Genomic DNA, 23,728 nt, shown 5'->3' on the forward strand with positions numbered 1-23,728 from the left:
GTTAACGGAGACTTAGATTCATATGCCTGGTGAAAACCTCACTCGTATTGAAGCCCAAGAGCGCGCAGCCAACTTGAAGGTCCACAGCTACCAAGTTGCACTAGATCTGACCAAGGGTCCAGAAACTTTCGAATCACACACCACAGTCAGTTTTGAGGCCACAGCGGGTTACTCAACTTTTATCGACGCGATCACCGACAGCGTTGAGCAGATTGAACTCAATGGAGAGTTGTTAGATCCGGCCACTCACTCCGATGGCGTTCGAATTCAATTGCCTAACCTCAAGGAAAAGAACACCTTGGTAATCAAGGCAACCGGTAAGTATTCAAATTCTGGCGAGGGCCTTCACCGCTTTGTCGACCCAGTGGACAACGAGGTTTACCTCTACACCCAGTTCGAGGTTCCAGACTCCCGACGCATGTTTCCAGTGTTTGAGCAGCCCGACCTCAAGGCCGAGTTCAGCTTCAGCATCATCGCTCCAAGCTATTGGGAGGTCACTTCCAACCAGGCAACACCAAAGGCCACTGTGCTATCTGATGGCATCTCACGTTGGGACTTTGCGCCCACTCCAAGGATTTCTAGCTACATCACGGCATTGATTGCAGGACCCTACGCAAAGTGGACCGATGAACTAACTTCAACCTCTGGCAACAAGATTCCGCTGGGAGTCTTTTGCCGCAAGTCCCTAGCTGAGTACATGGACCCGGAGTACATCTTCGAGAAGACCAAGCAGGGCTTTGACTTCTTCGAGAATCTGTTTGGGGTCCCGTACCCGTTCGAAAAGTATGACCAGCTCTGGGTTCCAGACTTCAACGCGGGAGCCATGGAAAATGCTGGCGCAGTCACCTTTACGGAAAACTACGTATTCCGCTCTGCAGTCACCGATGCAACCAGAGAGCGTCGAGTTGTAACCATCCTGCACGAGCTTGCCCACATGTGGTTTGGCGACCTGGTGACCATGCGCTGGTGGAATGACCTATGGCTAAACGAATCTTTCGCCGAGTATGCCTCCACCTTGGCCACCGCTGAAGCCACCGAGTGGAAGGAAGCCTGGACCACATTCGCATCGCTGGAGAAGAACTGGGCATACCGTCAGGATCAGCTGCCATCCACTCACCCAATCGTGGCTACCATCAATGATCTTGAAGATGTTCAGGTCAACTTCGACGGCATCACCTACGCCAAGGGAGCCTCAGTTCTAAAGCAGCTGGTTGCTTGGGTCGGCCAGGAGCCCTTCGTTCGAGGAGTTTCGAGCTACTTCAAAAAGCACGCTTGGGGAAACACAGAACTTCAGGACCTGCTCGTAGAACTGGAGCGCGAATCGGGGCGCGACCTCACAAGCTGGTCCAAGCTCTGGCTGGAAACCGCTGGAGTAAATACCCTGAAGCCTGACTTCACCCTCGACGCTGATGGAAACTACAGCTCATTCCACGTCGTCCAGACTGCCATCGAGGAGCAACCAACTATCCGTCCGCACCGCATGGGCGTGGGCCTATTCAACCTTGTCGATGGAAAGCTGATTCGCAGCGAGTATCTAGAGCTCGACATCGATGGCCCTCGCAGTGCGGTGCCACAGCTTGTTGGCAAGAAGCAACCAGATTTGCTACTGCTGAACGACAACGACCTCGCCTACGCGAAGATTCGACTGGATGATCGCTCAGCCAAGGCTGCCCTGGGCAACCTATCAGGCATCGAGGACACCTTGGCTAGAACCTTGGTGTGGACTGCGGCTTGGGATGCAACAAGAGATGGTGAGTCACCAGCCTCTGACTTCATTGACCTGGTTTTGGGCCACATTGGCACAGAGACTGAGTCGACAACTATCCTCACACTGTTGCGCCAACTCGTAACCACGGGAACTCTTTACACTGCCCCAGCAAAGCGCGAGGCAGCGTTGAACAAGATTGCTGATGGGCTGATTGAGCTTGCCTCAAAGGCGAAGCATGGTTCAGATTCTCAGCTTCAGTTCGTGAAGTTTGTGCCTCAGTTCGCTCGCACGCAAGCTCACGCCAAGTGGATGCAGGAATTGCTCGAGGGCAAGACCGCGCTCGCCGGTTTGGTTGTTGATCAAGATGTGCGCTGGGAGCTAGTCATCGGATTGGTGATTTGTGGCGTCTTCGGAGAGGGTGAAATCGCCAAGGAGCTCGAGCGCGACAACACCGCAAACGGTCAGAAGTTCGCCGCCGCGGCGACGGCCGCAATTCCAACCTCAGAGGGCAAGCTGGCGATTTGGAAGAAGCTAACCGAAACTGAGGAGTTCTCAAACACCTTGATCAACTCCGCTTCATTAGCTTTTGGTCGAGTGAATGACACTGCTCTACTTAATCCATACGCCGATCACTATCTGGCCAATGCCGAGCGAATCTGGGATGAGCGCAGCTACCACATCGCTGCATACCTACTCAACAACCTCTACCCGATTCAGCTGGCTAACGAAGAGTTGGCTCAGAAGACCAAGGTTCTAATCGAAAAGGATTCCATCAAGGCGAAACCAGCTCTGAGAAGAATCCTGGTTGAGAACCTGGCAGCTTTGGAGCGAGGGCTAGCCGCACAGAAGAAAGACGCCTAATGCTTTGGCTTGAGAGTCTTGGGGTCTGGGAAACGCCAGCCAGAATCGGAATGATTCTGGCCCTGGCGGTCATTGCAAGAATCGTTCTGGCGTTCTCAATCCGCAAGACAACTCGAGCTATTTTGGAGGGCGCTAGGTCAGTTTCTAAGAACGCCAAAGGATCCAAGGGCAATGGTGAGCGCGTTGCTCAGCGCGGCAAGACAATCTCTGCAGTACTAGACAACTTCGCTACCTGGACCTTGGTCATCACGGTAATCGTGATGATTCTCAGTGAGTTAGGTGTTGACGTTGGCGCGCTGATCGCGGTCTCAACAATCGTTGGAGCAGCGGTTGGTTTCGGTGCTCAAACCCTGGTCAAAGATGTCATCTCAGGCATCTTCATGGTCTTTGAGGACCAATTTGGTGTTGGCGATGATGTGAATCTTGGGGCCGTGGTTGGCAAGGTTGAGCGGGTAAGACTGAGGGTCACCGAGGTTCGAGACCAAGACGGCATGCTTTGGTTTGTTCGCAACGGCGAGATCATCAACGTTGGCAATGGATCGCATGGAAAATCTCTATGACCGCATCGGTGAAGCGGGTTTTACCCAACTCACCAGGGTCTTTTACGAGGGTGTTGCCAACGATCCACTGCTGCAACCGATGTACCCAGAAGAGGACTTAGGTCCTGCGGAGCGCCGGCTCAGAATGTTTCTAGAGCAGTACTGGGGTGGACCTGATACCTACCAGCAAGAGCGTGGCCACCCAAGACTTCGGATGCGACACTTTGAGTTCAAGATTGGCCCTAAGGCACGAGATGCGTGGTTGGCACACATGCGAAAAGCCGTTGACTCCCTTGAGTTGTCGGCTTTGGATGAAGCCATGCTGTGGGATTATCTAGAGCGTGCCGCACACGCGATGCTAAATAGCTTCGAGGACTAACTAAGGCGATAACTCTCTTTAGAGAGCACGTGACCGTGACGTGTAGACAATCTGACCCAGCCCTTGGTTCTATAAACCTTCACAATCTCGCCCTGAGTCATAAAACCCAAGCCAGCAAGTGCAAAGGCCACAGCTGCGGGGAAATTATGTTCGAGCCCCACTGACTTACCCCAAATCTGCAACCTGACCTTGGCGGCGATCGAACTACCAATACTCTCAGGCAAGGCACCCGCCACCTCAGCTATGCCGTCTTTCGCCCATTGGGTGATCTGCGCTTGTGGGATCTCCCCCGCCGGCTCCCATCCCACTCTGGGTGGAGTGACGCCTGTCCATGCTGCTCGCTGTTGAACAGGTGGTAGCGCTAGCTCCAGGTCTTCGCCAACGGCGGCAAGTCGCTCGAGAATTGCGGCAATCTCGAAGTTTGCATCAATCTCATGAGGTGCCGAAAGCTTGATAGTTCTTAGCCCCAACACGGTTGGACCATCAGCCAGGAGGCTTCCCGAGTAAATCGGCGAAACATAGACCGCCAGCACGTCAGAGAAGGCTCTGAGCTTGACCAAGCCCTCCTGGTCCAACTTCTTGGCTCGCTCAAGGAAACTGATTAGGTCTGATACGTCGGATGGATCGCTGAGATGGATTGCTGGCATGAGGGTTCTAAACTAGCGCTGAACAGGGGAAATAATGACCATCGCCATCCCAGATGACCCAGTCAAGGACTTGCTCAGGGTCCTCGACCTGAAGCAATTGACTCCAACCGAATTCGTTGGTGAAACCCAGTGGATGCCCCATGGTCGAGTTTTCGGTGGTCAAGTTTTGGCTCAGGCTCTGACGGCAGCCCAGCGCACTCTGAATCAATCCAGACCGGTTCACTCCCTGCACTCTTATTTTTTGCGGCCGGGCGATATCAACCTCGAAATATGTTTTTCCGTGGAGATTCTTCGAGATGGAAAGAGCTTCAGTGCTCGGAGAGTTCACGCTCTTCAAAACGATGTTCCCATCTTCTCCATGATTGCCTCGTTCCAGGAACACTCCCCAGGTTTAGAACACAGCACCGATTTTCCAACTGGTGTTCCGGACCCAGAGTCACTGCCTTCGGCAGCAAATCTCTTAGGGCAAATTGATCACCCGATCGCTGAATACTGGTCGAAGGCTAGGCCATTTGACCTGAGGCATGTGAACGGTCCGCTCTACTTCGGAGCGGCGAAGGACAATGCCCCGAACCAAATGGTTTGGTTCAGGGCGCTTGGGGAATTCTCAGATGACCTGAAGTTGAACGCGGCCGCGCTGGCATACGCGTCTGACTACTCGATACTCGAGCCGATTCTCAAGCGTCATGGCATAGCCTGGGCACACCCAGGTCTCAGCTCCGCGAGCTTGGATCACGCGATGTGGTTTCACAGACCTTCAAAAGTTGACCAGTGGCACCTGTATGTTCAAGAAAGCCCATCAGCGCAGGGCGGCAGAGGCCTATCTATCGGCAAGATCTTCAACCAGTCGGGCGAGCTGGTGGCAACCTGCGCCCAAGAGGGCATGGTCAGAGTCCCTGAAGTTTCCTAGTCGCGAGTTAGTCGACGATAAGTCGAGCGGTGCGGCTTAGCCGCCTCCGGACCCAGTCGCTCAACCTTATTCGCCTCATAAGCCTCGAAGTTACCTTCGAACCAGTACCACTGATCTGGGTTCTCGTCGGTGCCCTCATAGGCAAGAATGTGGCTTGCAACGCGGTCAAGGAACCAGCGGTCGTGTGTGATGACCACAGCACAACCTGGAAACTCAAGCAATGCATTTTCCAAAGAGGCCAAGGTCTCAACGTCTAAGTCGTTAGTCGGCTCGTCCAAGAGCAACAGGTTTCCACCCTGCTTCAATGTCAAAGCCAGGTTTAGACGGTTGCGCTCACCACCGGAAAGCACACCGGCCTTCTTTTGCTGGTCGCCACCCTTGAACCCAAAGGCTGCAACATAAGCCCTGGAAGGCATTTCGACCTGACCCACGGTAATGAAATCAAGCCCACCCGAGACAACTTCCCAGAGGGACTTATTTGGGTCAATGCCGGCACGGTTCTGGTCAACATATGAAATCTTTACCGTCTCGCCAACCTTTAGGTCACCAGAGTCGAGTTCGTGAAGACCCGTAATGCACTTGAATAGTGTCGACTTTCCGACACCGTTTGGACCGATGATTCCGACGATTCCATTGCGTGGAAGGGAGAAACTCAGGTTGCTAAATAGCGGCCTGCCATCAAAGCCCTTCGAGATGTTCTTGGCCTCGATAACAACATTTCCGAGTCGAGGTCCCGGTGGAATCTGAATCTCTTCAAAATCAAGTTTTCTAGTCTTCTCGGCCTCAGCTGCCATCTCCTCGTAACGAGCCAAACGAGCCTTAGATTTTGTCTGCTTTGCCTTCGGTGAGGATCTGACCCACTCGAGCTCGTCTGCAAGTCGTTTTGCAAGCTTGGCGTCCTTCTTGCCCTGGACGGAAAGGCGCTCGGCCTTCTTCTCGAGGTAGGTGGAGTAGTTGCCCTCATACGGATAAGCACGTCCTCGGTCTAGCTCCAAGATCCACTCGGCGACATTGTCGAGGAAGTAACGGTCGTGGGTTACGGCCAACACCGCACCTGGGTACTTGGCTAGGTGCTGCTCGAGCCAGAGCACGCTCTCGGCATCGAGGTGGTTGGTTGGCTCATCCAGAAGAAGCAGGTCCGGTTTTTGCAACAGCAGCTTGCAAAGCGCGACTCGTCGACGCTCACCACCTGATAGGTGAGTTACTGGGGTGTCCCCCGGAGGGCAGCGCAATGCATCCATCGCCTGCTCAAGTTGGTTTTCAAGATCCCAGCCGTTCTGGGCGTCAATCTCTTCTTGCAGGCCACCCATTTCAGAGAGCAGGGAATCGTAATCAGCGTCTGGATTGGCTAGCTCTGCGGAAATCTCGTTGAAGCGGTCGATCTTGCTCTTGAGCTCACCAACGGCTTCCTCAACATTGCCAAGAACCGTCTTCTCCTCATTGAGCGGAGGCTCCTGCATCAAGATTCCGACGCTGAAGCCAGGAGAAAGTCGAGCCTCGCCATTCGAAGGCGTGTCAAGCCCGGCCATGATTTTCAGGACTGATGACTTACCTGCGCCGTTTGGTCCAACGACACCAATTTTTGCGCCTGGATAAAAGGCAAGCGTGACATCGTCAAGAATGACCTTGTCGCCATGTGCTTTGCGAGCTTTGATCATCTGGTAGATAAATTCAGCCAATTTGCATCCTTTTTTCTCAGGCGAAAATCCCTCTTCGCCAACGCCTTGGAAAGCTTAGCTGACCGAAGGCACACGCTGACGAAGAGGGATTTAGGTATCGACCAGCTTTGCTTGGGGGGGTGACTGGTCGACTTCTTTTAGGCAGGCTGGAGCTCTTCCGATAGCTCCTCCTCCAGTTCATCCTCATCGGGACGAATCACCACGCGATCAAAAGTGCTGGTGCCGAAGTTCAGATCCAGGCCAACATGGTCCGCGTCAATTTCGACCGAGGTTCCGGAGCGATCTCCGTTATCCCAGTCGCGAATTTTGAGCTTGCCGGCAACTACGATTCGGTCACCCTTGCTGATTGAGTCAAGAATATTTTTGGCTAGTTGGCGAAACGCCACGACGGTGAACCAATTGGTTGAGGTTGTGGTCCACGTATTTTTCGTTGCGTCGAAACGACGGGAATTCGCCGCGAGCCGGAAACTGCACATGAGTAGGTTGTCGGCCGTCTCACGACGCTTTACATCCGTTGCAACGAGCCCCGAGACTGTGATTTGTTCTGACATTTGCCCTCCTAGGTTGTTTCACCCAGTGTTGCAACTGCCGACTCAAAACCACAGGGCTGCTTGCGAAGCTGTGGATAACTTGAGCGATCCAGTACTTGTTAGCGAAGCAGGTGGGTGAACTTTGAGCGGACCTTGGCAACCTTTGGGGCGACCACGGCTACGCAATAGCCCTGATTCGGGTTCTTGGCGAAGAAGTCCTGGTGGTACTCCTCTGCTGGATAGAACTCGCCCAACTCCGTTACCTCTGTAACCACGGCATCACCCCAAATCGCCTTTGAACGCTCAAGAGCAGCCTCGAACACCTCGCGCTGACCTGAAACGTAGAACATTGAGGATCGGTACTGAGTGCCGATGTCATTGCCCTGGCGGTTCAGTTGAGTTGGGTCGTGCAGTGTGAAAAAGATGTCGAGAATGTCATCTGAAGAAATCACGCTCTCATCAAACTCAATGCTCACCACCTCAGCGTGACCAGTGTTGCCATCACAAACCTGCTCATAGGTCGGATTCACCTTATGTCCACCGGTGTAACCACAGGTCACATCAGAGATGCCCTTGAACTGAGAGTATGCGGAGTCGAGACACCAGAAGCAGCCGCCGCCTAGAACGAATTTTGTCATGGGTAACTAAACTCACTTTCCAAGACCTCGCTTCCCGATGCCAGGTCTCTTAGGAAGCCTAATTGACTCAAAAGCACCCAACTCTAGGCGTGATATTTGCTCTAACCGCCGCACTGCTTTTTGGCTTGAACGCCTCAACCACCAAAGTCATCATTCAATCTGGACTCTCCGCAGAGCAGGTTGTTTTCATTCGCTCGATGTTCTCAGCAACCATCGCCCTGATCTGGGCTCTGATTGCAAATCGCTCCGCCCTTCGAGTGAAGGCGAAGCAAATTCCGCCATTACTACTGCTGGGGGTTGTTGGTGTTGGAGCGCTGCAGTGGACCTATTCACTGGCGGTCGTAAAGCTGCCCGTTGGAATCGCGCTGTTGATTGAGTACACCGCGGTGCTGTGGGTTCCGATAATCATGATGCTGTTCTTCAGCGAATCAGTGAAAAAGCAAATCTGGCTTGGTGCGGCCCTCGTTCTAGGTGGTTTGGCGGTAGTCGGTCAGGTTTGGGATTCGACCCTAAATCCAGAGGGAGTGCTCTGGGGCATTGCTGCCGCAGCATCACTGACTTTCTACTTCATCTCCGGCGAGCGAATTCAGCGCAACCTACCCACCAACGTGACCATGTTTTACGGCATGACCACCGCGACTCTCTTATTCTTGCCATTCGCCAACTGGCCAGCGTTTGACTTCGCATCACTGGGCACGCAACTCGATTTGACGGGCAACCTAAGTGGAACAGAACTGCCGCTGTGGGTGCTTTTGGTTTGGATGGGCGTCATGGGCTCTTTCCTTCCGATGGCATTTAGCTATCTGGCTTTGCGACACCTCAGCGCAACCATCGTCGGCATTATCGCGACAAGTGAGACGGTGCTGGCATTCCTATTTGCCCTGCTGTGGCTGGGCGAGGTCATCACTTTCACACAAACCCTGGGGGGTATAGTGGTGGTGCTCGGAATCCTGCTCGCACAGACCGCGCGGAAGCAAAAGACATTAGAAACAGTTGAGTAAAAAATGGCGACTTTAGACCTGACCCTAGAAACCTTTGAAACCACCATCAAAAAGGATGGCATCACGCTGGTGGATTTCTGGGCAGAGTGGTGTGGACCCTGCCGAATGTTCGGCCCGATCTTTGAAAAATCCTCCGAGGCACACCCGGAGATTAGATTTGGCAAGGTAGACACCGAGGCTCAGCAGGAGTTGGCCGGGATGGCGGGTATCACTTCGATCCCGACCCTAATGATTTTTAGAGACGGCATCTTGCTGTTCAACCAGGCTGGTGCCCTGCCTGGCCCTGCACTGGAAGACCTAATCGGCAAGGTCGAAGCGTTGGACATGGATGAGGTTCGCGCCGAGATTGCTAAGCAGCAGTAAGGCAAATGCGTAATAACTCACTAGCAATGCTCGCCACCATCACCGGTGTCGGCATCCTGGCCTGGTGGGTTGGATTTTTTGATCCAGAAACCTGCACCCCAGAGGCCCAGCAGGCTGGCTGGACCAGCTGTGAATCAATAGCTCAGGAGCGCACTCTCGCACTGTGGGTGTTGATCATCACAACCTTGGTTGCAGTCACAATCACCCTGGTGAGGCGAAATAAGCGCAAGCGCTAGTTAGAGCGCCGCGAACTCACTGTAGGGAAGATCAGGAAAAGCGTGGTGTACCGCCGAGTTTGTCAGCACGCCATCGTGAGTGTTTAGACCCAAGGCAAGCGCAGGATCCTGAGCACAGGCCTTTTGCCAACCAAGCTCAGCAAGCTTCATCAGATAGGGCAAAGTCGCGTTGGTTAGAGCCTGAGTTGAGGTCTGCGGCACAGCCCCTGGCATGTTTGCCACACAGTAATAGGTGCTCTGGTGCACCTCGTAGGTTGGGTTGTCGTGAGTGGTTGGTCTTGAGTGTTCAAAGCAGCCACCCTGGTCAATTGCTATGTCCACCAAGACTGAACCTGGTCGCATCGCCTTGACCATTTCATCGGTGACGAGCTTTGGAGCGCGCTCCCCCGGAATCAACACAGAACCAATCACCAGATCCGCATTCTTGAGTTCAGCAGCGATCTCGTAGGAGGTTGAGACCTTGGTCGTTACCTGCGATGAGAAGCGTGCATCCAACTCACGAAGTCTTGGGATTGACAAATCAATCACGGTGACATCGGCACCCATGCCGTGAGCCACGGTAGCTGCTTCGGTACCAGCGACGCCACCACCGATTACGACAACTTTCGCCTTGCGAGTGCCAGGCACGCCGCCCATCAAGACACCAATTCCACCATTGGTTTTCATGAGCTGGTATGCACCGATCTGCGCCGACAGTCGTCCGGCAACCTCGCTCATTGGCTGCAATAGCGGCAGCTGGCGGTTTGGAAGCTGGACAGTCTCATACGCAATTGCTGTGACACGGTTCGAAAGCAGTGCATCCGTGCACTCTTTCGACGCAGCTAGGTGCAGATAGGTGAATAGCAACTGCCCGGGAACCATGAGTGGATACTCCTGAGCAATTGGCTCCTTGACCTTTACAACCAATTCGCAAGACCATGCCTCTTTGGCTGTTGCGACAATCTGTGCGCCGGCAGCCTCGTACTCGGAGTCAGAGAAACCCGAACCAACACCAGCGTTGTGCTCGACTGAGACCTGGTGTCCTCTACGCACCAACTCGTGAACTCCAGCTGGCGTCATTGCCACGCGAGACTCGTTGTTCTTTACTTCCTTTGGGACACCGATCTTCACTGCGCACTCCTATGGTGAGATTTCATGAATTGTTGCAAAAGTTTCGTCAATTCGAATAAGTCCTAAGATTTATTCAGCATTTGATTCAAATTTCGAATAATTTGCATCAAAAGAAGGAGCTCCAATGCTTTCACCGAAGAATCTGCAATACCCAGAGTTAGATGCCACTGACCTCGAGATTTTGAAAGTTCTCTCCACTCAGGGGCGAATCTCTAATGCTGAGCTCGCGAGCAAAGTTGGTATTGCACAATCGACTTGCCTAGCCCGAGTCAGAAACTTGGTCGAGGGCAAAGTGATCAGCGGCTTCTCAGCGGATATCGACCCCGCCGCCCTGGGACTCGAACTGCAAGCGTTGATTTCGGTGACCCTCAGAGCTGGCGCGAGGGCGAATCTGTCGGACTTCATGACCCAGATCCGATCCCACCCGCAGGTAATTCAAATCTTTTTCCTAGGTGGAACCGAAGACTTTATTGTCCACGTCGCGGTGAAGAACTCAGATGAGGTCCGTGAGTTTGTACTCGCGGAGCTGAGCAATAACCCTGCCGTTGCAAACACCAGAACCAACTTGGTCTTCGACCACTTCCACAAGGGTCCGATCGCCTAGCTAGAATCGGGTGGTCAAAGGAGATCGCGTGTACGACGCCATGCATAAACCCGGTTCTTTTCCGGAACTGAGAAAGGCTGTCTTCGATTACGCCTCCGAGCGAATGGATCTAGACCCGGCCCCGCTTGATGGCCCAAAGTCGCGCGAGGAGCTCGCTCAGCTGGCAGGTCAAACCATTACCGAGACTGGTCTTGGTGGCCTCGAAGCCCTAAAGCTATTTGGCGATGTGTTAGCTCCAGCCACCATCTCGATTGACCACCCAAATTACCTCTCCTTCATCCCGGCAGCACCAACCGAGGCCTCATCGCTTTTTGATCTAGTGGTGTCAGCCTCATCTATCTATGGTGGAAGTTGGACCGAGGGCGCAGGAGCGGTCTACGCGGAGAACCAGGTGCTTGAGTTCTTGGGTAGCGAGTGCGGATTGCCCAAGGGTTGCGGCGGAGTATTTGTCCAAGGTGGCACCCTGGGAAACCTGTCGGCGCTGGTTACCGCCAGAGACGTTGCCCAAAAACGCCTAGGTCGTAAGCGTTGGGCAATTTTGGCCTCTGAAGAATCACACTCCTCACTCAAGGCCGTTGCCAAGGTGATGGACATCGAAATTGTAAAAGCCGCGGCTCCTACCGGATCACTCCAAAAACCCGAGTTGCTGGCCGCCCTAGAAGGCGCAGAACGAGACGGGCTCGAAGTATTCGCAATCATTGGTACAGCTGGAACGACAAACTTTGGAATCGTTGATGACCTTGAGGCTATCGCCCAGGTTTGCAAAGCGAACAACATCTGGTTCCACGTCGACGGAGCCTACGGACTTGCAGGCATCCTCTCCCCAGATCACCGTCAACTGTACGCAGGCATAGAGCATGCCGACAGCTTCATTGTTGACCCACATAAATGGCTGTTTGCTCCCTTTGATGCCTGTGCGTTGGTTTACAGAGAGCCGGCACTGGCAAGAGCGGCGCACACCCAGCACGGCGAATACCTCGAGACCCTAAATGAAAAGGATGAGTTCAATCCATCCGATCACGCCTTCAACCTAACCAGGCGAGTTCGCGGACTGCCGCTTTGGTTCTCAATGGCTACGCATGGAGTAGCTCGATATCGCGAGGCGATCAGGCAAAACATCGCCCTCGCTCACCAGATCGCTGAAGAGATTAGAGTTCGTGACTACCTCAGGTTGGTGCGGGACCCGCAGCTATCTGTAGTCGTCTTCGAGCGTCTAGGTTGGGACAAGAGCGACTACGACCACTGGAGCCAAGAGCTGCTGGATTCAGGCTTCGCATTCGTCGTACCCTCCTCCCACAAGGGCCGCGTGAACACGAGATTTGCAATTGTCAACCCAACCACCAAGTACGAAGATCTAGTCAAGATCTTGGATTCGATGGAGTGAGCATGAAAGTAACTAAAGTCCACGCACCGGCATCGCTCTCCAGGGTAAAGGCACCAGAGCGCGGGACAATAACCGTCGCCGCGGTCCAGGTGAGCTGGCGTGAGGATCAGCGCGAACATCAATCGAACATTGAGAATGCAATCAGGCTGGCCAAAGCTCAGGGTGCTCAGATCGTCTTCCTTCCAGAGCTCACCCTCTCCCGATACCCGGCGGATGTTTGCCCTACGGGGATTCCGTCCGACTCCGCCGAGCCACTTCTAGGTGGCGAGACCTACACCTTTATTTCTCGCCTTGCCAAAGAGCTAGACCTAGCGATTCACGCCTCGCTCTATGAGGCAACTGGATTTGCAGATGGCCGTGGCCTAAACACCGCCATCTTGGTAAACGGTCAGGGTCAGCTGGTTGGAAAAACGCCAAAGCTACATATTCCGGTGACGGAGGGGTATTTCGAAGACAAGTACTTCCAGGAGGGTCCAAACGATAACCCCTACCCGATCTGGGATTACGAGGGAGTCAAGCTTGGAATGCCGACCTGCTGGGATGAGTGGTTCCCTGAGGTGGCAAGGGCTTATGGTCTGCGCGGCGCGGATGTGCTGTGTTACCCCACCGCGATTGGCTCCGAGCCAGATCACCCAGACTTTGACACCGAACCGCTTTGGAGACAGACCATCATCGGTCACGCCATTGCGAACGGTCTATTCATAGTTGTTCCAAACCGCTGGGGTAATGAAGGTCGAATCAACTTCTACGGCTCTAGCTTCATCGTCGATCCCTATGGTCGAGTCTTGGCCCGAGCAGCACGAGAGGGTGACGAGCTCCTCGTCGCCGAACTTGATTTGGATCAGAGGCGTGACTGGCTTGAGCTTTTTCCATTTTTTGGAACCAGAAGACCAGACACCTACCAGGAGCTAACCGAGCCAATTGTCAACCCGCGCTCTGACTCAGGTGAGGGTGTAGAAGGCGGTATCCCAGGACTGAGGCCATGAGAGTTTTTCCAGCTGAGTGGCATCCACACGCCAGGACCTGGTTAGCGTTCCCAACCTCTGGCTACACCCTGGGAGACACCGAGTTAGATCACGATAAGGCCCGCAAGGCTTGGGCCAGCGTAGCTAACCATGCCAGTGAGTTTGAACCCGTGAGCGTTGTGGTGAACCCTGGCGATGAAAAGATTGCGAAGAAATACCTCTCATCAGCGTGCGAGCTAGTTTCAATCCCAATCAACGATGCCTGGATAAGAGACAGCGGTCCAAGCTTTGTAATTGAAAATCGAGAACTGAAGGCTGTGAATTGGATATTCAACGGCTGGGGCGCACAAGGCTGGGCAAGCTATGACAAAGACGCCAAGCTCGCTACCGAGATTGCCAACTTGCTTGGCGTCGAGGTGTTGGATTCACCGCTTGTAAACGAGGGTGGCGGCTTTCACGTGAGTGACTCTGGAGAACTGCTACTTACCCGAACCGTGCAGCTAGGGAAGGGTCGAAACCCTCATCTAAGCGCCGGTGAAGTCGAGTCCCAGATGCACGAGCTGCTCGGCACCAAGAAAGCCATTTGGCTAGAGCGCGGACTTACCCGTGATTACGAAGAATTTGGCACCCAGGGTCACGTTGACATCGTTGCCTGCTTTACCCCAGATGGCAGAGTGCTCTATCACGATCAGCGAAACCCAAACCACCCTGACTACCTAGTTTCTGCGGAGGTCAGAGAGCTATTCATCCGCGCTGGGTATGAAGTGGTGGCGGTACCGGCCCCAGACATCCTCTCCGATGGTGAGGGACCGGTTGATTTCAGCTACATCAATCACTACGTCCTCAACCACGCCGTCCTCCTGTGCGCATTCGATGACCCAAGGGACAAAGAGGCAAAGGCGATCCTTCGGGAGGTTTACCCCGGTCGCGAGATTGTGCTGATCAACGCCACCGAGATTTTCGCTCGCGGTGGTGGCATTCACTGCATTACCCAACAGCAACCAGAGGTTAGATAAATGCGAATGCGCTCCGTTCCCAAAACTGACTTACTCGTTTCCGAACTCTGCCTTGGTGGAAATGTGTTCGGTTGGAGCGCGAACAAGCACGAGTCGTTTGAAGTTCTAAATGCATATGCAGCGGCAGGAGGTAACTTCATTGACACAGCGGATGTCTACAGCGAGTGGAAACCTGGAAATGTTGGTGGAGAGTCAGAATCCATCATCGGTGAGTGGCTAAAAAGCCAGGACCGCGATTGTTTCATAATCGCAACCAAGGTTGCCAAGCTATCTACCAGGCCTGGCCTGAGTGCCGCCAACATCATCGCCGCCTGCGAAGACTCGCTTCGAAGACTTCAGGTTGAGCACATTGACATCTACTACTCCCACCACTTTGATGGCGAAGTTCCGCTCGAAGAGACGCTTGCTGCCTACGAGCAGCTGATCGCAACCGGCAAAGTTCGCTACATCGCTGCCTCGCAGCACAGCGCTGACCAGCTGAAAAAGGCCTTTGCAATTGCGGAGGAGAATGATCTCCCGCATTACATCGCGCTGCAAAACGAATACAACTTGATTGAGCGCGAGCAGTTTGAGACCGATTCAATGCCGATATTGCAAGAGCTTGGCATTGGTGCGTTTCCGTTTTTCGCACTCGCCCGCGGATTCCTCTCGGGCAAGTATCAACCGGGTGCCAAGATCGAATCGGTCCGGGCGCATGGGGTCGAGGCCTACGCGACCGAGGAAAACTTCGCTCTCATTCAGCGCGTGAGCTCGGTAGCAAGCGAGCACGGGGTTTCAAATGCCGCCGTAGCACTGCAGTGGCTTCGTCAAAGGCCAGGCGTGATCGCACCGATTGCATCAGCTAGAACCACCGAGCAGCTTGCAGAAATTACCCAAGAGCTAACTCTCACCGACCAAGAAATCGAATTCATCAAGGGTTAGCAATTTCTTGTTTGCCCTAAAGGTAATTGGTTGTAAAGTTGGGGCTTTCGTCCTGTAGAAAGCAAGGTATTGAACGAGCACGTTTTTGGCGCTGCCACACTTCTAGATCCGAATGACCCGATGGGCCTCAGAAATGATGCCCCACTACTCGATGCCTGGATTAGAGACATAACCGCTGAACGCACCCCGTTCCAAATACCCGGCCATAAGGGCCGCATTGATCTAACAGGCCCGGTAGTGGATGGCGACATCCCAGTACTGCCCGGTAACCACCCAAACCGCATCTCCCCCTCGCTGATTCTTGAGGCTGAGGCGATTGCAGCCAAAACCTGGGGTGCGGACCTATGCCGCTTCGGCGTGAATGGTTCGACTGGATCCAACCACGCCGCCGTAATGGCAGTGGCTGGGCCTGGTGACAAGGTCATCGTGACTAGGACCCTGCACAAATCCATGCTGGTTGGCATGGTTTATGCCGGTGTTGAGCCAATTTGGGTAAGACCGGAAATCAACCCCATGACCGGTCTGCCCGAATATTTACCCTCTTCAAGACTTCGCGAGACCTTAGAGCAACATCCTGACGCCAAGGCAGTCTTGATTGGTGAGCCCTCATATGTGGGCACCATGTCCAACATCCCCAGACTCTCCCAGGTTGCCCACGAATTTGGCATTCCATTGGTGGTCGACGCTGCCTGGGCCGCACACTTTGGTTTTCACCCAGATCTGCCACTGAACCCAATTTCAGAGGGTGCTGACATCGTTGTTACCTCTGCCCACAAAACCCTGCCTAGCTATTCGCAGGCCAGTTTTGTTCTAGCAAAGGCGGGATACGTTGACCTGGCTCGACTGAATAAGGCCTTCGACTCAACCCAGACCACTTCGATGTCAGGACGAATCCTGGCATCAATCGATGCGGCCAGGGCGCTGATCTCCCGGCACGGCGCGGAGTTGATCGGTCCAGTAATTGAGGCCACTAAGGCCGGTCGCGCAAAGCTGCGTGAGCACGGCATTGGAGTCATCGACGGTGAATACATCGACCCCCTCAAGCTTGTCATCTTGTTAGCCGATACTGGTTCGGACGGCAACGCCATTGAGAACGAATTACTCGCTATGAACATAGATCTTGAGATGGCAAACCGAGATGTAATCATTCCGATGATCACTCTCGCAGACACCCCGCAGCGAATCGAATCGCTAGTGAACACGATCATCAAGCTGGTTGAGAAGTTCAGGGGTGAGTCAAGACCAATCTCGGTATCTCCAGCGTTTTCAATTGAACCGGTAGTGATTCAAAACCCCCGCGATGCCTTCTTTGCTGAGTATGAGGTGGTCACTGCGAGTGAAGCAGTTGGACGAGTCAGCGCCGAACTAATCTGCCCCTACCCTCCTGGGGTTCCAGTCTTTAGCCCCGGTGAGCTCATCACTCAAGCAGGGTTTGATGCACTTATGGAGGCTCGAGATATTGGCGTGAGAATCGCTTTCGTCGCAGACCCGACATTGCAAACGTTCAAGGTTTTGAAGCACTAAAAATGTGGCACCATTGAGACCTCAGTGAAAGGTCCAATGATGCGCCCAGTTACCAAAATCGACGAACTTGCTAATGAGTTTCTAGAGATCAACGTTGCCAACAACCCAACCTACGCAACCTACTTGGGAATGCCGGGTGGCGAGGGTGACTTGGATGACCTTTCTCCCGCAGCTCTCGAGCGTGATTATGAGCTGGCCAAAAAGACCCTTGCCGCGCTTGGGGCTCTCGAGGCCGTTGATGATGTTGACCTAGTCACCAAAGACGCCCTGTCCTCATCGCTAGAGGGCGAAATTGCCAAGCATGAATCCGGACTCGTCTACCGCGAGCTCAATAACATCGCATCCCCAGCCCAGGGCGTCCGCGACATCTTCGACCTCTCTCCTACCAAAACTGCACAGGATTGGGAGAACATCGCCTCTCGAATGCGCAAGGTTGGCGAGTCGCTGGCTGGATACGCCGAGAGCCTCAGGATCGGTTTTGAATCGGGTAACGCACCGGCTAAGCGTCAGCTTGAGGAAGTCATTGGTCAGGTCAAGCAGATCAATAACCCAGAAGGCTTTTTCCACACTTTTGCAGCCGGAGCTGACATCGAAGGTGGTCTAAGTGACTCACTCAAGAAAGAGCTTGCTGAGGCGGCCAAGTCCGCTACCGAGGGCTACGCCCAGTTCGGTGAATTCCTCACCCAGATGATGCCAAAAGCCAACTCCAAGGACGCAATTGGCCGTGATCTATACGCCATTTTGAGCAAGAAGTTCCTCGGTGCTGCGGTTGACTTTGATGAGACTTACGAGTGGGGTAAAGAAGAGCTCGCTCGCGTAATCGCAGAGCAGAACGCGGTTGCAAATCAGATTTTGCCAGGTGCAAACGTTGCCGAAGCGGTTGCCCACCTTGAGAAGGATCCGAGCACCAAGCTGCACGGCACGGATGCGCTCAAGGCCTGGATGCAGCAGTTGAGCGACAAGGCAATTGAAGAGTTGGGTAGAACCCACTTTGATATTGCACCTGAGCTTCGCAACCTAGAGTGCATGATCGCGCCAACCAAGCACGGTGGCATTTACTACACCGGTCCATCCGATGATTTCTCTCGCCCGGGAAGAATGTGGTGGTCGGTGCCTGAGGGGGTAGAAACCTTCGACACCTGGCGCGAGACCACCACCGTCTACCACGAGGGCGTCCCTGGTCATCACCTTCAGATCGGTCAGTCCACCTATGTCAAGGACACACTGAACAAGTGGCGCAGACTCGCCTCTTTCACCTCTGGTCACGGTGAGGGCTGGGCCCTATATGCCGAGCGCTTGATGGACGAACTTGGCTACCTCTCAAACCCAGCGGACAAGCTCGGCATGCTCGATGGCCAGCGCATGCGAGCTGCTCGTGTGGTACTTGACATCGGTGTGCACCTCGAAAAGGACAATCTTGAAGGAACCGGTAAGTGGGACTTCGACTACGCCTTGAATTTCATGCGATCGAACGTAAACATGTCACCAGAGTTTGTTCGCTTTGAAGTTACCCGCTACTTCGGTTGGCCAGGACAGGCCCCCGCCTACAAGATTGGTCAGCGAATCTGGGAGCAGATTCGTGACGACTACAAGGCCAGAAAGGGAGCTGATTTCGATATGAAGCAGTTCCACACCACCGCGCTAAACCTCGGTGGACTCGGTCTTGATGCACTGAAGCGAGCAATGGCTCGGGCATAACCACGATTATTGGTTACGCTTTGAGGCATGTCTAAGGTTCTTGCGTCTCTGCCAGTTGGCGAAAAAGTAGGTATTGCATTCTCCGGAGGTCTCGATACCTCCGTCGCGGTTGCGTGGATGAAGGAAAAGGGAGCTATCCCCTACGCCTACACCGCAAACCTTGGTCAATACGACGAGGATGACATTGACTCGATTCCATCCAGAGCGCTCGAGTACGGAGCTGCGGCTGGTCGCTTAGTTGATTGCCGAGAGTCGCTAGCCGAGGAAGGCCTCGCGGCCATTGCCTGTGGCGCATTCCACATTAGAACCGGCGGCAAGGTGTACTTCAACACCACTCCCCTGGGTCGTGTCGTAACCGGAACCCTGCTGGTGCGGGCAATGCGCGAGGACGGCGTTGATATCTGGGGCGATGGCTCGACCTACAAGGGCAATGACATCGAGCGCTTCTACCGCTATGGCCTGCTTGCAAACCCAAACCTCAGAATCTACAAGCCATGGCTGGATTCTCAGTTTGTTGCCGAGCTCGGTGGCCGCAAGGAGATGAGTGAGTTCTTGCAGACGCGCGAGCTGCCTTATCGTGCATCAAAAGAGAAGGCTTACTCGACTGACGCGAACATGCTTGGTGCCACCCACGAGGCCAAGAGCCTTGAGTTCCTCGACACCTCCTATGAGATAGTTGAACCAATCATGGGTGTCAAGTTCTGGGACCCAGGCGTTGAAATCGCTACCGAAGATGTATCTATCACCTTTCGCCAGGGTCGGCCGGTTGCCATCAACGGCAAGAACCTGGACAGTGCTGTTGATGTGATCATGACCGCGAACGAAATCGGTGGCCGCCACGGACTTGGCATGAGCGATCAGATCGAGAACCGCATCATCGAAGCTAAGTCACGCGGCATCTACGAGGCTCCTGGCATGGCGCTTCTACACATCGCCTACGAGCGCCTTTTGACCGCCATTCACAACGAAGACACTCTCGCGAACTACCACAACGAGGGTCGCAAGCTTGGTCGCCTGCTATACGAGGGTCGCTGGCTGGACCCTCAGACACTGATGCTTCGCGAGGCCCTAATGAAATGGGTTGGGGCTGCCGTAAACGGCACCGTCACCCTGCGTCTTCGCCGCGGAGATGATTACACGATCTTGGACACCCAGGGCGAAGGCTTTAGCTATCACCCAGAGAAGCTCTCGATGGAGCGAACTGAGGATGCAGCGTTTGGGCCAGAGGATCGAATCGGTCAGTTGACCATGCGCAACTTGGACATTCAGGACACCCGAGCAAAGCTCGATTTGTACCGCAATCAGGGTCAAATCTCCGGTGGCCAGTTCGAACTGACCTAAAAAACCACAATCTGTAGTGTTCTCGGGCATGTCTTTCAACTAGATGTGGTTGTAATGCGGTAGAAACATACCTGTGGTGGGATGTTTCCACCCAATTCACCAGCAATTAATCCCGATAGGACATTCAGCTATGAAGAAATTCCGACCGTTAGTCGCACTTGCAGCGCTCTCCGCTGCCGTTCTAAGCCTCACCGGCTGTGCACCTCAGGCAGAGGAAGCACAGAGCGAGGGCTTTGGAGATCTCTCCGTTCAGTTCTCTTGGATCAAGAATGCAGAATTCGCTGGTGAATACTTTGCAGACTCCAACGGCTACTACACCGAGGCAGGTTTCTCTTCGGTGAACTTCATCGCTGGGCCAACCGCTACTGCAGCAGTTGTCCTATCTGGCGACGCACTGGTTGGTCTTTCTGACGCAGTTGCAGTCACTCCAGTCATCCTTGAGGAGGGTGCACCTCTAAAGATCATCGGTGCCACCTACCAGAAGAACCCATTCACAATCCTTAGCCTCAAGGACGGCGCAAACATTCAGACCGCTCAGGACCTGATTGGTAAGCGCATCGGTGTCCAGGCCGGTGGTAACGAGACCCTGTTTGATGCACTGCTTGCAGCTAACGGCATCGACGCTAGCCAGGTCACCAAGGTGCCAGTTGAGTACGACCCAGCCCCGCTGGTAAACGGTGAGGTAGACGGCTTCTTGGCATACGTAACCAACGAGTCCATTACGGTCCAGAACCTTGGCTACGAGGTTACTAACCTGCTATTCGCTGACGCTGGCCTGCCATTCGTTGCAGAGGCATTCGTTGTTACCCAGGACTCAATCGACAACAACCGTGAGGCACTAAAGGCCTTCCTAAAGGCCACCATTCGTGGTTGGAAAGATGCAATTGCAAATCCAGACGAGGGTGCTCGCCTAGCCGCTGAGGTATACGGTGCTGACCTAGGTCTAGACATCAACAAGGAGAAGCAGCAGTCCAAGGCTCAGAACGAGCTATTGGTTGTGACCGAGGAGACCAAGGTAAACGGTCTACTAACTATCTCTGAGAACCTTCAGGCGCTGAACATTGCGACCCTAAAGGCTGCTGGTTACGAGATCACTGCTGAGCAGCTATTTGACATGAGCTTGCTCGCAGAGGTTTACGCAGAAAACCCAGAGCTACTCGGGTAATCTCTAGCGCATGACTCAAATGGATGCCACTGCCCAAACCCCAACAAGTTTGGGCAGTGGCATTACCATTTCCGGCCTAACCAAGAAGTTCTCGATTGGCCGCGAAACCGTTACCGCTCTGGATAACGCCACTTTGCACTCCGACAAGGGTTCGTTCCTATCGCTGCTCGGACCATCTGGTTGCGGTAAGTCAACAATCCTCAGAATCCTCGCTGGCCTAGAAACCCCAACCAGCGGAACTGTGACCGTAGATGGCATGGATACGAGTGAGCTAAGACGCGATCACCGACTTGGTATCGCATTTCAGGACTCGGCCTTGATGCCATGGCGCAGCGTAATGGCAAACATCAGACTGCCATTCGAACTTGCTCACGTGACACCGGATGAGTCACTTATCAACGAACTGATCAAACTCGTGGGTTTGCAAGGCTTTGAAAATGCGAAACCTGCCCAGCTTTCAGGCGGCATGAGACAACGAGTTTCGATCGCTCGAGCTTTGGTTGTGCAGCCATCCGTGCTGCTACTCGATGAGCCATTTGGTGCTCTCGATGACATGACAAGGCAGCGTCTCAACCTTGAGCTATTGAGAATCTGGACCGAGAAGCCGGCCACCACCTTGATGGTCACTCACGGCATCTCAGAGGCCATATTCCTCTCCGATCAGGTGGCAGTAATGTCCCCTAGGCCAGGTCGAATCAAGGAGATCATTGAAGTTGATCTCCCACGGCCACGCACACCCGAGATGATGCGCACCCCTGAATTCCACGCTCTGCACGATCGTGCTTCCGAACTGCTATTCGGAGCGAACCTGGCCGGCGATGACCTCAGTTAGTCAAAAGCTTCGCCCTTATCTTGGTGGCACGCTTGGAACTCTTGGAATCATCGCCGTCTGGTGGCTCAGCGCGGAGACTATCTTCGCCTCGATCGGTCGTCGTCCAGATGGTTCCGGTGGTGCCATCCCAACTCCCCCGCAGGTATTAGCTCAGCTGGCTGAGGACGGCTTCTCGTTCTATCTAAAGAACGCATCAATCACGCTTGCCGAAGCCGGTCTTGGATTTCTCTGGGGCAACCTTGCGGCCTTGGCTCTAGCTGGCCTCGCGCTCCTACTTCCAAGGCTTGAGTCACTAGCTTCACAAATCGCAGTCATTACCTACTGCATTCCGATCGTGGCCATCGGCCCGATCGTCAGATTGGTAGTTGGCGCACCAGGACCCTCCGAGCCTGCAGGAGCTGCGATTGTGCTTGCTGCGCTGAGCGTCTTCTTCACGACCTTTGTTGGCGCTCTGACTGGAGTTCAGTCCACCGATAAGCGAGCACTCGATGTGGTTACCGCATACGGAGGCAACGCCTGGCACCGTCTGGTGAAGGTGCAGTTATTGTCAGCACTGCCATCCATCTTTGCTGCACTAAAAATCGCTGCTCCGGCTGCATTCTTAGGTGCGATTCTTGGTGAGTACGTCGGTGGCACAGATGCCGGGTTCGGTCCAGCAATGGTCAATGCCCAGCAAAGCCTCGAGGTTGCGAGGGTTTGGGGTGTAGCGCTAATTTCTGGCCTCATCGCCGGTGCTGGCTACGCGCTATTTGGGCTGATTTCCAAACTTGCAACCCCTTGGGCGAAGGTGAGCGTGCGATGAATTTCAAGCTTGAGGACGCTGAGGACAAATCCCTAATTGCGGTGCGATCCAAAGTAAGGCGCGAGGAAATTGCGTACTCACTGGGACTTATGGCGAAGGGATTCGCCAACACCGCCCTCTCTTTGGCTGTTGTGCTTCTGCTCTGGGTTGTCGGGCTCTGGGCTTTGGATGTCACGCCCTACATTGGCAAAGGACCGGTAGAAGTATTTACCTGGTTGTTTTTAGATCAAGATTCATCTGAACACCTGGGTCTAGTCACTTCTGCGCTCTCACAAACCATGGTCGACTCAGCCATCGGTTTCAGTTTTGGTTTATTTTTCGCGACTTTTATTGCGCTCTTGTTCAACCTCTCCCGCGGTTTCGAACAGGCCTTGATGCCAATTGCCATGCTGCTGAGGTCGGTTCCGCTAATTGCGATGGCACCGATATTGATATTGATTTTTGGTCGTCAACAGGTGACGGTTGCGGTTATGGGAGCAATCGTCGTGCTCTTCCCAGCCTTGGTGAACATCGTCTTTGGTCTTGGATCTGCCTCGGCCGCGATGGTGGATGTGGCTACGGTTTACGGGGCTAATAAGCTCTCCGCAATTCGATACGTGGCGTTCCCTGCCTCGCTACCCTCTTTCTTTGCGGCAGTAAAGATCTCCGTCCCCGGTGCTATCACCGGAGCGCTTTTGGTTGAGTGGTTAGCGACTGGTCAAGGTATCGGCTACGCGATCATCTCAGCAGTCGGTCGTGCCAAGACCAATGAGGTTTGGGCATACGTTGTGGTCATCACCCTGGTTTCAATCATCATCTATAACCTGGTCGGACTTCTAGAGTCATTAGTGCTTTCAAGGTTTGGTCAATCGACCCGAAAGCGCCGCTAGTCTTGG

The 23,728-nt window shown here is 53.9% G+C and carries 24 protein-coding genes; 19 read left to right on the forward strand and 5 right to left on the reverse strand.

Annotation, left to right across the window (positions count from 1 at the left end):
- The first annotated feature begins 22 nt into the window (after positions 1-22).
- From pepN to OO713_RS04075, 3 genes are read left to right on the forward strand one after another with little or no spacing between them, the layout of a single operon-like run.
- The gene (gene pepN / locus OO713_RS04065; RefSeq protein WP_264784819.1) at positions 23-2,569 is read left to right on the forward strand and encodes an aminopeptidase N; all 2,547 of its coding nucleotides are present in this window, start codon (positions 23-25) and stop codon (positions 2,567-2,569) included.
- On the forward strand, positions 2,569-3,129 hold the full coding sequence (locus OO713_RS04070; RefSeq protein ID WP_264784820.1) for a mechanosensitive ion channel family protein: 561 nt from the start codon (positions 2,569-2,571) through the stop codon (positions 3,127-3,129). Before pepN ends, OO713_RS04070 begins: the two co-directional genes overlap by 1 nt.
- The gene (locus tag OO713_RS04075; protein ID WP_264784821.1) at positions 3,113-3,487 is read left to right on the forward strand and encodes a globin; all 375 of its coding nucleotides are present in this window, start codon (positions 3,113-3,115) and stop codon (positions 3,485-3,487) included. The genes OO713_RS04070 and OO713_RS04075 overlap by 17 nt, the downstream gene beginning before the upstream one ends.
- On the opposite strand, the gene OO713_RS04080 is transcribed toward OO713_RS04075, so the two are convergent.
- Complete coding sequence (locus OO713_RS04080) at positions 3,484-4,134, reverse strand: hypothetical protein (RefSeq protein WP_264784822.1); 651 nt, start codon at positions 4,132-4,134, stop codon at positions 3,484-3,486. The two genes, OO713_RS04075 and OO713_RS04080, sit on opposite strands and share 4 nt — an antisense overlap.
- A gap of 34 nt (positions 4,135-4,168) precedes the next feature.
- Between OO713_RS04080 and OO713_RS04085 the strand changes: the two genes are divergently transcribed.
- Positions 4,169-5,044: an acyl-CoA thioesterase II gene (locus OO713_RS04085; protein ID WP_264784823.1), complete on the forward strand. Its 876-nt coding sequence runs from the start codon at positions 4,169-4,171 to the stop codon at positions 5,042-5,044.
- Here the strand turns inward: OO713_RS04085 and ettA are convergent.
- The 3 genes from ettA to msrA all read right to left on the reverse strand — a co-directional run bounded on the left by ettA (position 5,041) and on the right by msrA (position 7,891).
- Positions 5,041-6,723: an energy-dependent translational throttle protein EttA gene (gene ettA, locus OO713_RS04090; protein WP_264784824.1), complete on the reverse strand. Its 1,683-nt coding sequence runs from the start codon at positions 6,721-6,723 to the stop codon at positions 5,041-5,043. The two genes, OO713_RS04085 and ettA, sit on opposite strands and share 4 nt — an antisense overlap.
- Positions 6,724-6,860: 137 nt before the next feature.
- A complete protein-coding gene (locus tag OO713_RS04095) occupies positions 6,861-7,274 on the reverse strand; it encodes a single-stranded DNA-binding protein (protein ID WP_264784825.1) in 414 nt (137 codons plus the stop codon).
- 98 nt (positions 7,275-7,372) lie between these two features.
- Positions 7,373-7,891 carry a peptide-methionine (S)-S-oxide reductase MsrA gene (gene msrA, locus OO713_RS04100; protein WP_264784826.1) on the reverse strand — a complete coding sequence of 173 codons (519 nt, stop codon included), beginning with the start codon at positions 7,889-7,891 and terminating at the stop codon, positions 7,373-7,375.
- A 62-nt stretch (positions 7,892-7,953) separates the two neighbouring features.
- On the opposite strand from msrA, the gene OO713_RS04105 reads away from it, so the two are divergent.
- The 3 genes from OO713_RS04105 to OO713_RS04115 are packed head-to-tail and all read left to right on the forward strand — an operon-like array spanning position 7,954 to position 9,491.
- The gene (locus OO713_RS04105) at positions 7,954-8,892 is read left to right on the forward strand and encodes a DMT family transporter (protein WP_264784827.1); all 939 of its coding nucleotides are present in this window, start codon (positions 7,954-7,956) and stop codon (positions 8,890-8,892) included.
- A 3-nt stretch (positions 8,893-8,895) separates the two neighbouring features.
- Positions 8,896-9,255 (forward strand): thioredoxin, encoded by a 360-nt coding sequence (gene trxA / locus OO713_RS04110; protein WP_264784828.1) that lies wholly within the window; start codon positions 8,896-8,898, stop codon positions 9,253-9,255.
- Positions 9,256-9,260: 5 nt separating this feature from the next.
- Positions 9,261-9,491, forward strand: coding sequence for a hypothetical protein (locus OO713_RS04115; protein WP_264784829.1), 231 nt, complete (start codon positions 9,261-9,263; stop codon positions 9,489-9,491).
- On the opposite strand, the gene ald is transcribed toward OO713_RS04115, so the two are convergent.
- Entirely contained in the window at positions 9,492-10,601 is a 1,110-nt protein-coding gene (gene ald, locus OO713_RS04120) for an alanine dehydrogenase (RefSeq protein WP_264784830.1), read from the reverse strand.
- Between the two features lie 124 nt (positions 10,602-10,725).
- Between ald and OO713_RS04125 the strand changes: the two genes are divergently transcribed.
- The 12 genes from OO713_RS04125 (at position 10,726) to OO713_RS04180 (ending at position 23,722) form a co-directional block, all read left to right on the forward strand.
- Positions 10,726-11,205 carry an Lrp/AsnC family transcriptional regulator gene (locus OO713_RS04125; RefSeq protein WP_264784831.1) on the forward strand — a complete coding sequence of 160 codons (480 nt, stop codon included), beginning with the start codon at positions 10,726-10,728 and terminating at the stop codon, positions 11,203-11,205.
- A gap of 10 nt (positions 11,206-11,215) precedes the next feature.
- Positions 11,216-12,589 (forward strand): aminotransferase class V-fold PLP-dependent enzyme, encoded by a 1,374-nt coding sequence (locus OO713_RS04130; protein WP_264784832.1) that lies wholly within the window; start codon positions 11,216-11,218, stop codon positions 12,587-12,589.
- A gap of 2 nt (positions 12,590-12,591) precedes the next feature.
- On the forward strand, positions 12,592-13,575 hold the full coding sequence (locus OO713_RS04135) for a nitrilase-related carbon-nitrogen hydrolase (protein WP_264784833.1): 984 nt from the start codon (positions 12,592-12,594) through the stop codon (positions 13,573-13,575).
- Entirely contained in the window at positions 13,572-14,570 is a 999-nt protein-coding gene (locus OO713_RS04140; protein WP_264784834.1) for an agmatine deiminase family protein, read from the forward strand. The genes OO713_RS04135 and OO713_RS04140 overlap by 4 nt, the downstream gene beginning before the upstream one ends.
- Complete coding sequence (locus OO713_RS04145) at positions 14,571-15,491, forward strand: aldo/keto reductase (RefSeq protein WP_264784836.1); 921 nt, start codon at positions 14,571-14,573, stop codon at positions 15,489-15,491.
- Positions 15,492-15,560: 69 nt separating this feature from the next.
- A complete protein-coding gene (locus tag OO713_RS04150) occupies positions 15,561-17,015 on the forward strand; it encodes an aminotransferase class V-fold PLP-dependent enzyme (protein WP_264784837.1) in 1,455 nt (484 codons plus the stop codon).
- Between the two features lie 36 nt (positions 17,016-17,051).
- Positions 17,052-18,713: a DUF885 domain-containing protein gene (locus OO713_RS04155; protein WP_264784838.1), complete on the forward strand. Its 1,662-nt coding sequence runs from the start codon at positions 17,052-17,054 to the stop codon at positions 18,711-18,713.
- Between the two features lie 27 nt (positions 18,714-18,740).
- Positions 18,741-20,054 (forward strand): argininosuccinate synthase, encoded by a 1,314-nt coding sequence (gene argG, locus OO713_RS04160; protein WP_264784840.1) that lies wholly within the window; start codon positions 18,741-18,743, stop codon positions 20,052-20,054.
- Positions 20,055-20,184: 130 nt separating this feature from the next.
- Positions 20,185-21,219: an ABC transporter substrate-binding protein gene (locus tag OO713_RS04165; protein WP_264784841.1), complete on the forward strand. Its 1,035-nt coding sequence runs from the start codon at positions 20,185-20,187 to the stop codon at positions 21,217-21,219.
- Positions 21,220-21,229: 10 nt separating this feature from the next.
- Positions 21,230-22,051 (forward strand): ABC transporter ATP-binding protein, encoded by an 822-nt coding sequence (locus OO713_RS04170; RefSeq protein WP_264784842.1) that lies wholly within the window; start codon positions 21,230-21,232, stop codon positions 22,049-22,051.
- A complete protein-coding gene (locus OO713_RS04175; RefSeq protein WP_264784843.1) occupies positions 22,038-22,853 on the forward strand; it encodes an ABC transporter permease subunit in 816 nt (271 codons plus the stop codon). The genes OO713_RS04170 and OO713_RS04175 overlap by 14 nt, the downstream gene beginning before the upstream one ends.
- On the forward strand, positions 22,850-23,722 hold the full coding sequence (locus OO713_RS04180) for an ABC transporter permease subunit (RefSeq protein WP_264784844.1): 873 nt from the start codon (positions 22,850-22,852) through the stop codon (positions 23,720-23,722). Before OO713_RS04175 ends, OO713_RS04180 begins: the two co-directional genes overlap by 4 nt.
- Positions 23,723-23,728 lie beyond the last annotated feature (6 nt).

The organism is Aquiluna sp. KACHI24 (genome assembly GCF_025997915.1).
Classification (GTDB): Bacteria; Actinomycetota; Actinomycetes; order Actinomycetales; family Microbacteriaceae; genus Aquiluna.